13 protein-coding genes and 1 pseudogene are annotated in these 13,921 nt (G+C 74.5%); 6 read left to right on the forward strand and 8 right to left on the reverse strand.

Annotated features, from left to right (window positions below; genetic code table 11):
- Positions 1-7: 7 nt before the first annotated feature.
- Entirely contained in the window at positions 8-979 is a 972-nt protein-coding gene (gene coxB, locus LQ51_RS30435; RefSeq protein WP_046571725.1) for an aa3-type cytochrome oxidase subunit II, read from the reverse strand.
- A 170-nt stretch (positions 980-1,149) separates the two neighbouring features.
- Between coxB and LQ51_RS30440 the strand changes: the two genes are divergently transcribed.
- Together LQ51_RS30440 and LQ51_RS30445 are read left to right on the forward strand one after the other, a co-directional pair.
- The gene (locus tag LQ51_RS30440; protein ID WP_046571727.1) at positions 1,150-2,301 is read left to right on the forward strand and encodes a cysteine desulfurase family protein; all 1,152 of its coding nucleotides are present in this window, start codon (positions 1,150-1,152) and stop codon (positions 2,299-2,301) included.
- Positions 2,298-2,519: a sulfurtransferase TusA family protein gene (locus LQ51_RS30445; protein WP_046571729.1), complete on the forward strand. Its 222-nt coding sequence runs from the start codon at positions 2,298-2,300 to the stop codon at positions 2,517-2,519. Before LQ51_RS30440 ends, LQ51_RS30445 begins: the two co-directional genes overlap by 4 nt.
- Positions 2,520-2,556: 37 nt before the next feature.
- Here the strand turns inward: LQ51_RS30445 and LQ51_RS30450 are convergent, their stop codons facing one another.
- The 4 genes from LQ51_RS30450 to LQ51_RS30465 all read right to left on the reverse strand — a co-directional run bounded on the left by LQ51_RS30450 (position 2,557) and on the right by LQ51_RS30465 (position 6,228).
- Positions 2,557-3,534, reverse strand: a complete 978-nt coding sequence (locus tag LQ51_RS30450) for a carbohydrate kinase family protein (RefSeq protein WP_046571731.1) — start codon at positions 3,532-3,534, stop codon at positions 2,557-2,559.
- Positions 3,535-3,735: 201 nt separating this feature from the next.
- Complete coding sequence (gene erpA, locus LQ51_RS30455) at positions 3,736-4,104, reverse strand: iron-sulfur cluster insertion protein ErpA (RefSeq protein WP_046571732.1); 369 nt, start codon at positions 4,102-4,104, stop codon at positions 3,736-3,738.
- Between the two features lie 173 nt (positions 4,105-4,277).
- Positions 4,278-4,976 (reverse strand): DUF4232 domain-containing protein, encoded by a 699-nt coding sequence (locus LQ51_RS31575; protein WP_052745103.1) that lies wholly within the window; start codon positions 4,974-4,976, stop codon positions 4,278-4,280.
- A gap of 82 nt (positions 4,977-5,058) precedes the next feature.
- Positions 5,059-6,228 carry a glycerate kinase family protein gene (locus tag LQ51_RS30465; RefSeq protein WP_197087958.1) on the reverse strand — a complete coding sequence of 390 codons (1,170 nt, stop codon included), beginning with the start codon at positions 6,226-6,228 and terminating at the stop codon, positions 5,059-5,061.
- 44 nt (positions 6,229-6,272) lie between these two features.
- On the opposite strand from LQ51_RS30465, the gene nadA reads away from it, so the two are divergent.
- The 3 genes from nadA (at position 6,273) to LQ51_RS30480 (ending at position 9,693) form a co-directional block, all read left to right on the forward strand.
- A complete protein-coding gene (gene nadA / locus LQ51_RS30470) occupies positions 6,273-7,448 on the forward strand; it encodes a quinolinate synthase NadA (RefSeq protein WP_046571735.1) in 1,176 nt (391 codons plus the stop codon).
- A gap of 213 nt (positions 7,449-7,661) precedes the next feature.
- On the forward strand, positions 7,662-9,017 hold the full coding sequence (gene murA, locus LQ51_RS30475) for a UDP-N-acetylglucosamine 1-carboxyvinyltransferase (protein ID WP_046571737.1): 1,356 nt from the start codon (positions 7,662-7,664) through the stop codon (positions 9,015-9,017).
- A 37-nt stretch (positions 9,018-9,054) separates the two neighbouring features.
- Positions 9,055-9,693, forward strand: coding sequence for a DUF3043 domain-containing protein (locus LQ51_RS30480; RefSeq protein ID WP_046571739.1), 639 nt, complete (start codon positions 9,055-9,057; stop codon positions 9,691-9,693).
- A 34-nt stretch (positions 9,694-9,727) separates the two neighbouring features.
- On the opposite strand, the gene LQ51_RS30485 is transcribed toward LQ51_RS30480, so the two are convergent.
- From LQ51_RS30485 to LQ51_RS30495, 3 genes are all read right to left on the reverse strand, one after another.
- On the reverse strand, positions 9,728-10,693 hold the full coding sequence (locus tag LQ51_RS30485) for an ABC transporter ATP-binding protein (protein ID WP_046571741.1): 966 nt from the start codon (positions 10,691-10,693) through the stop codon (positions 9,728-9,730).
- Positions 10,690-11,481: an ABC transporter permease gene (locus LQ51_RS30490; protein WP_046571753.1), complete on the reverse strand. Its 792-nt coding sequence runs from the start codon at positions 11,479-11,481 to the stop codon at positions 10,690-10,692. The genes LQ51_RS30485 and LQ51_RS30490 overlap by 4 nt, the downstream gene beginning before the upstream one ends.
- Before the next feature lie 76 nt (positions 11,482-11,557).
- Positions 11,558-12,409, reverse strand: coding sequence for an ABC transporter permease (locus LQ51_RS30495; RefSeq protein ID WP_046571755.1), 852 nt, complete (start codon positions 12,407-12,409; stop codon positions 11,558-11,560).
- A 161-nt stretch (positions 12,410-12,570) separates the two neighbouring features.
- Between LQ51_RS30495 and LQ51_RS30500 the strand changes: the two are divergent.
- A pseudogene (locus LQ51_RS30500) lies at positions 12,571-13,921 on the forward strand (hypothetical protein); the annotation flags it as partial.

Consider the following 13,921-nt stretch of genomic DNA (forward strand, 5'->3'; position numbering starts at 1 on the left):
GGACCCCTCAGCTTCCCGCGCCGGCCGTCGCGTCGGACGGGTTGAAGTTGGCCGTGTTCCGCCGCGTCTTGAACGGCTCGGTCTCGGTGGCGTACGGGGGCTCGCCGATCGCCTGGAGCGCCTCCTGCGTCGACTTGCCGGCCTTCTTGGCGGCCAGGAACTGCTCGTACTTCTCCGGGGAGACGACCCGCAGCTCGAAGTTCATGAAGGCGTGGTAGCTGCCGCACAGCTCGGCGCAGCGGCCGACGTAGTGGCCCTCCTGGTCGAGGCTGGAGACCTCGAACGTGTTGCGGATGTTGCCCGGCATGACGTCCCGCTTGAACAGCAGCTCCGGCACCCAGAACGAGTGGATGACGTCGCGGCTCTGCTCCTCGAACCGGATCGACTTGCCGGTGGGCAGCACCAGGATCGGGATGACCTCGCTGGTGCCCAGCACCGAGGCGACCGTGTTGGCGTCGCGGCCCTGACCGTCGCGGTAGTTGAACTGCCAGTTCCACTTGAAGGCGACGACCTCGACGGTGACGTCGGGGTTCTTCGACTCGTTCACCACGTCGGTCTGCACCACCGCGGTGTAGTAGAAGAGCACGGAGACCACGAGCACCGGCGCGATGGTGTAGAGGAACTCCATCGGCAGGTTGTAGCGGGTCTGCACGGGCAGCTGGTTGCCGCGCTTCCGGTAGCGGATCACGCACCAGAAGATGAGGCCCCAGACGAAGACGCCCACCGCGAGGGCCGCGATGCAGGACGCGATCCACAGGTCGTACATGCGGTGCGACTCGGGGGTGATGCCCCCCTGCGGCCAGCCGAAGCCGCCGAACGCCTTGCCCACGTCACAACCGGTGAGCAGAACCAGCAGCGCCGCTCCGCCGAGACCGAGCCCGGCGAGTCGACCAGCACCACGCCGCCGGCGTCCACCGGCCCCCGGGGAAGCGCTGTGCCGTACGGCCGACGGCCGTACCTCCGAACTCCTTGCGACCACCTGGTCCTGCCTCCCTAGCGCGCCGCGGTGGTTGTTTCGTCAACACCGACGGCAAAGGCGTCACCGACGGTCGCAGATTACTCGACCATGACTGGCCTGACCGTCTTGGGGTCACTGTCCGCCCCCATCGGGGGGATCTTGGCCGTACCGGCGCGATAGCGTCGGTACTCGTGAACGCTGCCCCGGTCTACCTGGACGCGGCCAGCGCCGCCCCGCTGCACCCGGTCGCGCGGCAGGCGCTGCTGGCCGCGCTGGACGACGGCTGGGCCGACCCCGCCCGGCTCTACGGCCAGGCCCGTCGCGCCCGCCAGCTGCTCGACGCCGCCCGGGAGGCCGCCGCGCAGGCCCTCGGCGTCCGCGCCGACGAGCTCTCCTTCACCCCCAGCGGTACGGCCGCGGCGCACGCCGCCGTGCTCGGCGGGCTGGCCGGCCGGCGCCGGGTCGGGGCGCGGCTGGTGCACTCCGCGATCGAGCACTCGGCGGTGCTGCACGCCACCGAACGGCACGTGTCCGCCGGTGGCACGGCGGTCTCCGTACCGGTGGACCGGCTCGGCCGGCTGGACCTGGACGCCTGGGCGGCGGCGGTGGCCGCGCCCGGGGTGGCCCTGGCCGCCCTGATCGGGGCGAGTCACGAGGTGGGCACCGTGCAGCCGGTGCCCACCGCCGCGGAGCGCTGCGCCGAGGCGGGGGTGCCGCTCTACGTCGACGCGGCCCAGCTGGCCGGCCGGGCGCCGCTGCCGGCCGGCTGGTCGGTGCTGAGCGCCAGCGCACACAAGTGGGGCGGGCCGCCCGGCGTGGGGCTGCTGGTGGTGCGCAAGGGCACCCGCTGGGAGTCGCCGTTCCCGGCCGACGAGCGGGAGTCGGGGCGTACCCCCGGGGTGGTGAACCTGCCCGCGGTGGTCGCGGCGGCGACGAGCCTGCGCGCGGCGACGGCCGACGCGGCGGCGGAGGCGGCCCGGCTGGCCCCCCTGGTGGACCGGATCCGGGCCCGGGTGGCCGCCGAGGTGCCCGACGTGGAGGTGGTCGGCGACCCGGTGGACCGCCTCCCCCACCTGGTCACCTTCTCCTGCCTCTACGTCGACGGCGAGGCGCTGCTGCACGCGCTGGACCGGCGGGGCTTCGCGGTCTCCTCCGGCTCGTCGTGCACCTCCTCGACGCTGCGCCCGTCGCACGTGCTGGAGGCGATGGGGGTGCTGTCGCACGGCAACGTCCGGGTGTCGCTGCACCGGGACACCACCGAGGCGGACGTCGAGCGGTTCCTCGCCGAGCTGCCCGGGATCGTGGCCGACCTGCGGGCCGAGGCGGGGGTGATCGGGCTGTGAGCGAGCCGGACGAGACGCTCGACTGCCGGGGTCAGCGCTGCCCGCTGCCGGTGATCCAGCTGGCCCGCCGGCTGCCCGAGCTGCCGGTCGGCGCCGTGGTCCGGGTGCTCGCCGACGACCCCGCCGCGGCCGTGGACATCCCGGCCTGGTGCCGGATGCGCGGCCAGGAGTTCCTCGCCGCCCACCCGGACGCCTACGACGTCCGCCGCATCCGCTGACCGGACCGGTCGCCCACCGGGGCGGGTACGGCCGGGGTCACGGCAGCAGGTGCGGGCGGACCTCGTCGGCGGCGTCGTCGCCGTACGACTCGGCGAGCCGCTTGACGAACAGGTCGCGGCGGACCTCGTACTCCTGGCCGCCGAAGTTCTCCAGCACCAGGGTGGCGAGCAGGCAGCCCACCTGGGCGGCGCGCTCCAGGCCGACCCCCCAGTTGAGGGCGGCGAAGAAACCGGCCCGGAAGCCGTCGCCGACGCCGGTCGGGTCGGTCGCGTGGATCTCCCGGGCGATCGGCACGCGGATCGGGTCGACGTCCCGGCCGGCGATCTCGACACCCTGCTTGCCGAGCGTGGTGACCCGGACCTTCACCCGCTCCAGCAGCTGCGCGTCGGACAGGCCCGCCTTGCTCTGCAGCAGGGACTTCTCGTACTCGTTGGTCATCAGGTAGTCGGCGCCGTCGATCAGGCCGAGCACGTCGCCGCCGTCCATCCGGGCGAGCTGCTGGGACGGGTCGGCCACGAAGGCGTAGCCGCGCTCGCGGCACTCCGCACTGTGCCGGAGCATCGCGGCCGGGTCGTTGGCGCTGACCAGCACCAGGTCGAGGCCGCCGAGCCGCTGCGCAACGGGGGCCAGCTCGATGTTGCGGGCCTCGCTCATCGCGCCGGCGTAGAACGAGGCGATCTGGCACATGTCGGTGTCCGTGGTGCAGACGAAGCGGGCGGTGTGCGCCACCTCGCTGACGTGCACCGAGTCGCAGTCCACGCCGTGCCGCTCCAGCCAGGAGCGGTAGTCGGCGAAGTCGGCGCCGACCGCGCCGAGCAGCACCGGGCGCAGCCCGAGCTGCGCCATCCCGAAGGCGATGTTGGCGGCGGTGCCGCCGCGCCGGAGCACCAGCTCGTCGACGAGGAAGGACAGCGAGACCTTGTCGAGCTGGTCGGCAAGGAGCTGGTCGGCGAACCGGCCGGGGAAGCTCATCAGGTGGTCGGTCGCGATCGAGCCGGTCACGGCGATCTTCATGTCAACCCTCGTGGTCGGGAGCACGGCGCCGGTCAGCCTACCGGTCGGTCCGACCGGCCGGACGGGGGAAGGTCGACGCCCGGTCCTGCCCCGCCCATCCGGACGCCCCCGGACGGACACCCCCCGGTACGACAAAACGGCGGGACCACCCCATGCTGGGTGGTCCCGCCGTCGAGGCAGGTGCCGTCGGCCGGCGTCGACTCAGCTGAAGGAGTCGCCGCAGGCGCAGGAGTTGCCGGCGTTCGGGTTGTCGATGGTGAAGCCCTGGGCGTCGATCCGGTCGGCGAAGTCGATCGTCGCGCCGGTCAGGTAGGGGGCGCTCATCCGGTCGACGACCACCTCGACGCCGCCGAAGTCGGTGACGATGTCGCCGTCGAGCGAGCGCTCGTCGAAGAAGAGCTGGTACCGCAGGCCGGAGCAGCCGCCCGGCTGCACGGCGACCCGGAGCCGCAGGTCGTCACGGCCCTCCTGCTCGATCAGGGCCTTGACCTTCTGCGCCGCGACGTCGGTGAGGACGACGGTGCTGGGGGCCTTGGCCTCGGTCGACTCGGTCTGCGCTGGCGTGGTCACGTGGAAATCTCCCTGCGCGGTATGGGTCCGGACGCACTGGCCAACGTCCCGCGTCCGCCAGTGATTCCCGGTGTGGTCCAGATCCGATCGTACGCCGCCCCCGGCCGGGTCACCCGTCGGCGTGACCACGGACTCTCCCCCGGATCCGGGGGACGGCGGTGGAGCGGGCCGGCTCAGGCGGCCGGCGGGCGACTGCCGGTGAACGAGTCGACGTCCACCGCCCCGCCGCAGGCGGACCAGGAGCCCGGTACGGCGAGGTGCCCGCTGCCGCCCGGCGGGGTGAGCCAGAGGGCGTCGGCCGGCGGGTCACACGGCGCGCCCTCGTCGGGGCGCGGGACGTGGCTGAGGTTCACCGCGGTCCAGGCGGTACCGCCCGGGGCCAGCACGACGCGGTGCGCGGCGAGGTGGTGGCGCACCTCGACCGGAAGGACGCGGCCGGCGGTGTCGGCCAGCCGCACCCCGGGGAAGCCGGCGAGCACGCAGCGCCGCCCGACGCGGTTGGTGAGCGCGAGGTAGACGGTCTCGCTGCCCATGTGCCCGGACGATCCGGCGCGCGCCACCGACAGGTCGGTGGTCCGGCAACCGGGGATCGCGGCCGGCGTCGGCCGGGCCGGCGCGCCCGTCGGCCGGGCCGGCGCGGTGACCGGGGCGCTGGTGACGCCGGCCGCCGGAGTCGCCGGGCCGCTCGTCGGGCCCGTCGGGGGCGACCCGGTGGCCGAGACCGTCGGCCCGGCCCCGGCTTGCTGGTTGGTGCTGGTACAGCCGGCGCCGCCGACCGCGACGACCGCCGCGCCGGCCACCAGCAGCGCGGCCAGCCGGGCGGCCCGGCGTACCTGCGGCGCGGCCCGACGGCCCGTGTCGTTTTCCGTCATGGTGTCCCTCCCGATCCGGTTCTCCTCGCCACACGCGCGGTCGGCGGATGGCGTTGCGGGACCGGACGGTCGGGTGCGCGACTCAGCGTGCCGGGCGGCTCCACTGGCGGGCCAGGCGGGCGCCGAGCGCGCGCAGCCCTTCCGCGGGCCGGCCCATCGCCGCCTCCACCCCGCCGCGTTCCTCGCCGCCGAAGTGCTCCACCAGGCTGTACGCGTCGGTCACCCCGGCCGCGGCCGCCTCCCGCCGCCCGGTGCTCACCCGGCCGGCCAGCACCACGCAGGGCAGCCCGCGGTCCCGGGCGGCCCCGGCCACCCCGGCGACCACCTTGCCGCGCAGCGACTGGTGGTCGAACGAGCCCTCGCCGGTGATCACCAGGTCGGCGGAGTCCAGCGCGGCGTCCAGCCCGATCGCCCGGGTGACCAGCCCGATGCCCGACTCGCACCGCCCGCCCAGCGCGAGCACGGCCCCGCCGAGGCCGCCGGCCGCCCCGGCGCCGGGCAGCGCGGCGAAGCCGGGCGGGCAGCCGGGCAGGTCGCGTTCCAGCACGGTCGCCCAGCGCTCCAGCGCGGCGTCGAGCAGCAGCACGTCGGCCCGGCTCGCGCCCTTCTGCGGGCCGTACACGTTGCTGGCCCCGTGCAGCCCGAGCAGCGGGTTGTCCACGTCCGTGGCGGCGACCAGGGCGGCGCCACGGATCCGGGGCACGCCGTCCAGCGCGGCCACCGCGGCGAGGGCCGCCCCGCCGTACGGCAGGGCCCGGCCCGCCTCGTCCAGCGGGGTGACGCCGAGCGGAACGAGCATGCCGGCGCCCCCGTCGTTGGTGGCGGAGCCGCCCAGCCCGACGATCACGGTGCGCGCTCCCGCCTCGACGGCCGCCGCCACCAGCAGCCCGAGCCCGTACGAGGTGGTCGCCTTCGGGTCCCGCTCGGCCGCCGACAGCAGGTGCAGCCCGCAGGCCTGGGCGCTCTCCAGGTACGCGCTGCCGTCGTCGGTGAGCAGGATCTCACCGGCCGCCGGGCGGCCCAGCGGGTCGACGGTGGGCACCGCCAGCCGGCGCCCGCCGAGCGCCTCGGCGAGCACCGCGACGAAGCCCGGCCCGCCGTCGGCGAGCGGCCGGACCAGCAGCTCGTCGCCGGGGGCGACCTCCCGCCAGCCCGCGGCCACCGCGGCGGCCACCTCCAGGGCCGGCAGCGTGCCGGCGAACTTGTCCGGGCAGAGCAGCACGCGCATGCCGAGCAGTGTGGCAGGCCACATCGGGGACGCCGGCACGGCCGCCGCGCTGTGGGACGATGGGAGGCGTGACTTCGACCTGGGTTGAGCCGTCCAACACCGCCACTGCGCTGCTGCTCCTCGGCCGCGGCAGCGATCCCGCCACCGAGCGTGGCGTGGAGTGTCCGGGTGACCTCCCCGCGCCGAGCGATCCGGACCTGGTGGCCCGGGCGGCGGCGGCCAAGGCCGCGCTCGGCACAAAGGTCTTCGTGCTGGGGCACCACTACCAGCGCGACGAGGTGATCCAGTTCGCCGACGTGACCGGCGACTCGTTCAAGCTGGCCCGGGAGGCGGCCGCCCGCCCCGACGCGGAGTTCATCGTCTTCTGCGGCGTGCACTTCATGGCCGAGTCCGCGGACATCCTCACCGCGGACAGCCAGAAGGTGATCCTGCCCGACCTGGCGGCCGGCTGCTCGATGGCCGACATGGCGGTGCTGTCCCAGGTCGAGACCGCCTGGGACGTGCTCACCGACCTGGGCGTCGCGGCCGACACCGTCCCGGTGACGTACATGAACTCGTCGGCGGACATCAAGGGCTTCGTCGGCCGGCACGGCGGCGTGGTCTGCACCTCGTCGAACGCGAAGCGGGCCCTGGACTGGGCGTTCGAGCAGGGGCGGAAGGTGCTGTTCCTGCCCGACCAGCACCTGGGTCGCAACACCGCGGTGCTGGAGATGGGCTTCTCGCTGGACGACTGCGTCCTCTACGACCCGCACAAGCCGGGCGGCGGGCTCACCCCGGAGCAGCTGCGCGACGCCAAGATGATCCTCTGGCGGGGGCACTGCTCGGTGCACGGCCGCTTCACGCTGGACAGCGTCAACGACGTCCGGGAGCGGGTGCCGGGGGTCAACGTGCTGGTCCACCCGGAGTGCCGGCACGAGGTGGTCACCGCCGCCGACCACGTGGGCTCGACCGAGTACATCATCCGGACCATCGAGGCGGCCCCGGCCGGCTCGGCGTGGGCGGTCGGCACCGAGCTGAACCTCGTCCGCCGGCTGGCGCTGGCGCACCCGGACAAGCAGATCATGTTCCTCGACCGGGCGGTCTGCTACTGCTCCACGATGAACCGGATCGACCTGCCGCACCTGGTGTGGGCGCTCGAGGAGCTGGCAGCCGGGCGGGTGGTCAACCAGATCACCGTCGACCCGGACACCGCGCACCACGCCCGGGTCGCGCTGGACCAGATGCTGGCCCTGCCCGGCGCCTGATCACGGACAGTCACATCGCTGGTACGGATGAGCGTCGGTATCCCCGGTTCGTGCCGTCGCAGGTGATGTGACCGATTCCATTTTCGTCACAGAGGGCTATGCTGCCGGGGCGAGGACACCTGCGGGCCGTTTTCATCTGGCCGCACTTCGGGTAGCGATGCAGATCGTGCACCCACCCATCCACACGGCAGCACCAACGCGCTGGAGGTTGCGTTGACCGACGACGTCCTGGTCGTACACGGAGGTACTCCGCTCGAAGGGCGGATCCGCGTGCGCGGCGCGAAGAACCTCGTGTCCAAGGCGATGGTCGCCGCCCTCCTGGGCGACACCCCGAGCCGGCTGTTCGACGTGCCCCGCATCCGCGACGTCGAGGTCGTCCGGGGCCTGCTCGGCCTGCACGGGGTGAAGGTGAGCGACGGCGAGGAGGACGGCGAGCTGGTCTTCGACCCGTCCAACGTCGAGAGCGCCAGCACCGACCAGATCAACGTGCACGCCGGTTCCAGCCGGATCCCGATCCTGTTCTGCGGTCCGCTGCTGCACCGGCTCGGCCACGCCTTCATCCCCGACCTGGGCGGCTGCCACATCGGGCCGCGCCCGATCGACTTCCACCTGCAGGCGCTGCGCGAGTTCGGCGCGACCGTCGAAAAGACCCCGGAAGGGCTGCACCTGTCGGCACCGAACGGGCTGCACGGCACCAAGTTCGCCCTGCCGTACCCGAGTGTGGGCGCCACCGAGCAGGTGCTGCTCACCGCGGTGATGGCCGAGGGCGTCACCGAGCTGCGCAACGCGGCGGTCGAGCCGGAGATCATCGACCTGATCTGCGTGCTGCAGAAGATGGGCGCGATCATCAAGGTGCACACCGACCGGGTGATCGAGATCCAGGGCGTCAAGAAGCTGCACGGCTACACCCACCGGCCGATCCCGGACCGGATCGAGGCCGCCAGCTGGGCGGCCGCCGCGCTGGCCACCCGCGGTCACGTCGAGGTGCTCGGCGCCCAGCAGGCCGACATGATGACCTTCCTGAACATCTTCCGCTCGGTCGGCGGCGAGTACGAGGTGACCGACCTGCGCCCGCCGCGCGGCGGCAGCCCGGGCCAGGAGGGCGGCATCCGCTTCTGGCACCCGGGCGGGGAGCTGAACGCGGTGGCCCTGGAGACCGACGTGCACCCCGGGTTCATGACCGACTGGCAGCAGCCACTCGTGGTGGCGCTCACCCAGGCCCGGGGCCTGTCGATCGTGCACGAGACCGTCTACGAGCAGCGGCTCGGCTACACCGAGGCGCTGAACTCGATGGGCGCCAACATCCAGGTCTACCGGGACTGCCTGGGCGGCACCCCGTGCCGGTTCGGCCGGCGCAACTTCAAGCACTCCGCGGTGATCGCCGGCCCCAGCAAGCTGCACGCGGCCGACCTGGTCATCCCGGACCTGCGGGCCGGTTTCAGCCACCTCATCGCGGCGCTCGCCGCCGAGGGCACCTCCCGGGTGTACGGCGTCGACCTGATCAACCGCGGCTACGAGGACTTCGAGGCGAAGCTAGCCGACCTGGGCGCGCACGCCGAGCGTCCGTAGCGCCAATCCCGCTCTTCCCGCGCCCGGTGCACCCGCGATGTGCACCGGGCGCGGCCGTTTGGCTACCCTTGCCGGCGTGCCGTCGCTGTTTCGCCGTAAGCCCGCCGACCTCGTCGAGGAGTCCGTCACCCAGGTGACGACCGACGAGGAGTCCACCGCTGCCCGCCCCCGGGGCTACACGCCCGCGAAGGGGCGGGAGACCCCGAAGCGGCCGAGCGCCGGCCGGCGCCCCGGCACGCCGACGAAGCCGCTGACCAAGGAGGAGGCGCGCGAGCAGCGCCGCGCCGCCCGCGCCGAGGCGGCCGCCGAGTTCCGGCGCGCGGGTGGCCCGCGCGACCGCGGCCCGGAGCGGCTGCTGGCCCGCAACGTGGTGGACTCCCGGCGTACGGTCGGCACCTGGTTCTTCGGCGGCGCGCTGATCGTGCTGATCGGGTCCAACCAGGCCATGCCGCCGATCGTCCGGCTGCTGTCCAACCTGCTGTGGGGCCTGCTGGCCCTCGGCGTGGTGGTCGACTCCGTCCTGATCGCGCGGAAGATCAAGAAGCTGGTACGCGAGCGGTACCCGAAGAGCACCGAGCGGCTCGGCTCGCTCTACTTCTACGCGATCATGCGGTCGATCACCTTCCGCAAGATGCGCGCCCCGGCCCCGCAGGTGGCGATCGGCGACAAGGTCTGAGCCGAGCCCGCCCCGGGCAGTGCGGCAGCGCCGGTCAGCCGTCGGCCGGCGTGCGGTAGAGCCGGGCCACCACCTCTTCGATGTCCGGTTCCACGATCGAGATGTCCCGGAGCGTGGCCAGCCCGGCCAGCCCGGCAACCACCTCGGCGACGCTCGCCGACTCCAGCGCGAAGACCAGCCGGCGTCCGTCGGCCTCCAACCGGTGCAGCGGAGCGCCGGGCAGCGCCGGGGGTGCCGGCAGCGCGGCGTCCAGCTCGGCCACCACCATCCGGCGCGACCCGTACCGGCGGTGCAGCGCGGCGATCGACCCGTCGTGCACCACCCGGCCGTGGTCGATGACCACCAGCCGCTCGCAGAGCCGTTCGATGTCGGCCAGGTCGTGGGTGGTGAGCACCAGGGTGGTGTCGCCGGCCCGGCCCAGCTCGGCCAGGAACCCCCGGACCGCCTGCTTGCTGACCACGTCCAGGCCGATGGTCGGCTCGTCCAGGAAGAGCACCTCCGGGCCGTGCAGCAGGGCGGCGGTCAGTTCGCCGCGCATCCGCTGGCCGAGGGAGAGCTGCCGGACCGGGGTGTCCAGGAACCCGTCCAGGTCGAGCAGGCCCCGGCAGCGGGCCAGCCGGGCCGCGTGCTCGGCCGCCGGCACCCGGTAGATGTGCCGCAGCAGCGCGAACGTGTCGCGCAACGGCAGGTCCCACCAGAGCTGCGACCGCTGCCCGAACACCACGCCGATGCGCAGCGCCAGCCGGGTCCGGTCGGCCACCGGGCGCAGCCCGCAGACCGTGGCCCGGCCCGCCGAGGGCATCAGCACGCCGGTGAGCATCTTCAGCGTGGTCGACTTTCCGGCGCCGTTCGGGCCGATGTAGCCGAGCATCTCCCCGCGCTCCACCCGCAGGTCGATCCCGTCGACCGCGCGGACCGTCCGTTTCTGCCGGCGTAACCGCCCGGTCTTCACCCGGACCGTGAACTCCTTGCGCAGGTCGCTCAGCTCGATGACGCTCATGACCCCGTGCTCCGGTAGTGACGGATGCCGACGCGCCAGGCCAGGGCGGCCACAGCGGCCGCGACACCCGCGACGCCGGGCGCGGCCCAGCCGACCCAGCCGGGCAGGCCGAGCGGGTCGGCCCGGCCGAGCAGCGCCAGCGCCGGGTGGTAACTGACGAAGGCGAAACCCAGCCCGTACGCGAAGAGCGCCCGGAACCAGCCGCCGTAGATGGTGACCGGGTACGAGGTGAAGTCCCGCCCGCCGTAGGTGACCGAGTTGGCCAGCTGTCCCGAGTCGATCCAGTAGAACGAGACGGTGGCGGTGAGGACGAAGACCGCGCCGAAGAAGACGATCCCGGCCAGCGGGGCGACCACCGCCAGCGCGACCCGCGCCGGGGTCCACTCGATCCGGGCCGAGGCGAGCGCCGCCAGCAGCACGGCCAGCCCGAAGGCCACCCGGGAGACCTTGCGCACCGGCAAATCCATCAGCAGCAGCTGGGGCAGCGCGGCCAGCGGCCGGACCAGCACGGCGTCGAAAAGGCCGGTCCGCACGTACCCGGACAGCCGCTCGATGTTGCCGACCAGCAGGTCCGCGGCGGCGAACGCGAACGCCGACAACCCGACGATGACCAGCGTCTCGCGCAGCGTGAAGCCGCCCAGCTCCCGGGTCACCCCGTAGAGCACCACCACGGTGACCACGTCGAACGCGGTCGCCCCGACGTTGCCGACCAGGTCCACCACGAACGACGTCCGGTACGCGGTCTGGGACCGCGCCTGCGCGCCGAGCAGCGCCCGGTACGCCCGCAGCGCACCCCCCGCCCCGCGCTGCGCCCCCGGCCGCGGTCGCTGCGCCGGGGCGGGCGCCCCGGTCAGGGTTGCCGGCTCAGCCACCCTGCACCACCAACCGGCGCTCCGCGCGGCGCTGGACCAGCCGGCAGCAGGCGAGCAACGCGACCGCCCAGCCCGCCTGCACCGCGACCAGGCCGAGCTGGGCGGGCAGCGGCTCCCGCTCGACCAGCACGTCGAGGGGGATCTGCAGCAGGCTGGGAAACGGCGTGCCGTAGCGCAGCAGCGCCTCCAGGCCGCCGGGCAGGAAGCTGAGCGGGAAGTAGAGGCCCCCCAGCACGTTGCCGGCGAGCATCCAGAGGGTCATCGGTCCGCGGACGTCCTGCAACCAGTACGCGGTGGCGTTGACCAGGTAGCGGCAACCGAAGCAGACGACCAGCGCCAGCAGCACGGAGAGCACGGCCAGCGGCAGGGTGGCCGCCCGACGGGGCAGGTACACCTCGAACAGAAGCACGCCGACCAGCACCGGCGGCATCAGCCGGCACAGCGCGGCGAAGCCGGCCCGGCCCAGGTCGGCGGCGAGGTAGCTGGTCACCGGGTGGACCGGCCGGAGCAGGTCGGCCGCGATCTCGCCGGTGCGGATCCGGTCGGCCAGCTCGGTCCAGCCCCAGATGGCGATGACCGCCAGGAGCCCCTGGCCCACCCAGACGTAGGTGGCCAGCTGGGCGCGGTCGTAGCCGGCCACCTGCCCCGCCGTACCGGCCGCGGCCAGGAAGACGTAGTAGCGCAGGAAGCCGAAGACGGTGTTGGTGACCAGCCCGGCCAGGGTCGCCTGCCGGTAGGTGGCGTGGCGCCGGAAGCCGGCTACCGCTATCGCACCGAATGTCCGAAACGATGGGGTAACGTTTGAACCCGTGGGCGGTGCCACAGTGGCGGTGAGAGAGCCCACGCCGCTACCCTCCATCCGCAGCCATGACGTGCAGGACCGGGCGACTCTACCGGCGCGTCCGGGCCCCAGCGCGACAATTTCCAACGAGGTGACATCGCCGTGAGCGAGCGACGCGAGCCGGCCCCGGGGCCGCGCCGCGCGGGCGGCGACAGGATGCGACGATGAGCGGCTGGGACCGCTGGCGCGAGCCGGCCGAACCGTCCTGGGCCGCCGAACCCACCCACGAGTGGCGTCCGCAGTTCCCGGGGCAGCGCTACCCGGGCGACATCGGCCTCGAACACCTCACCCCGCCCGCCCCGCGCGGCCGGGCCGCCGTGGTCGGCCGTGCCGAGGTGCACCCGGACAGCCACGCCCCGGACGACACGTACCCGGTCAGCCCGGCCGGCCCCGACGGGCGGGGCCGCAGCCACCCCGGCAACCCGGATGACCGGCGCGGCACCTACCCCGTCAGCCCGGCCGCCGCCGACGGCCGGCGCGGCACGTACCCGGTCCGCCCTGCCGGACCGGACGACCGGCGCGGCAGCTACCCGATCAGTCCGGCCGGACCGGACGGGCGGCGCGGGACCTACCCGGTCAGCCCGGCACCGGGCGACCGGGCTGGTGCGTACCCGGACGGCCGGCGCCACCACGACGAGCCGCGCCCGGACGGGCGGCGGTCCTGGTCCGATCGGCGGGGCGACCAGCACGACCCGCAGCGGCGGGCGAACCGGGAGCAGCCCGCGGCCCGGCGGGAGGAACGGCCCGACCAGCGCTGGGTCCGCCCGGAGCCGGGACGGCGGACGCCCGACGGCGGTCCGCACCGGCCCGTCTCCCCGGCGGCCGAGCCCGGCTGGCTTCCCGAGCCCGACGAAGTGGCCCACCGCCCGCAGCAGCGCCGGGGTGCCCCGGACGGGCGACCGGCCGTGGGACCCGGGGCGCGACCCGACGGAACGCCCGGCGGCTGGGCCGACCGGCGCGAACCCGGCCGGCCGGCGGACCGGCGCGAGCGAGGCTACGAGGGTCCGGCGGAGCCGGGCTTCGACGGCCGCGAGCCCGGACCCGACCGGCGCTATGACGGCTCCGGCGGCCGGCCCGCACCAGGGCCCGACCGCCGGTCCGACCGGCGCGACCCTGGGTTCGACGGTCCGCCGCCGCGGGAGCGCGACCCGCGCCGGGAGGCCGCCGGGCGCGCCGAGGTGTACCGCGACGCGCCGGACGCCCCGCGCGGCGCCGTGGATCCGTACCGCGCCGAGCCCGGTCGCCACCCTGACCCGCGTCCCGCCCCGCAGGGCCCGGACGAGCGGTGGAACGGCCGACGGCCGGCGGCCGGACCCGGTGGTCCGTGGCCCCAGGAGTGGCCCGCGGTGGAACGGCGGCCCCGGACCGAGCCGGCGCCGTACCGTCCCGACGAGCGGCCCCGCCCGCCGGCCGTCCCCGCCGGGCCCGGCCCCGACGGCCGGCCGCCGCGCCCGGCGGACGAGCCGGCGGGCCGGCCCGACGTGGCGGCTCGCCGCCCCGACGGTCCCCGCCGCG

The organism is Micromonospora sp. HK10 (assembly GCF_000982955.1).
Lineage (GTDB): Bacteria > Actinomycetota > Actinomycetes > Mycobacteriales > Micromonosporaceae > Micromonospora.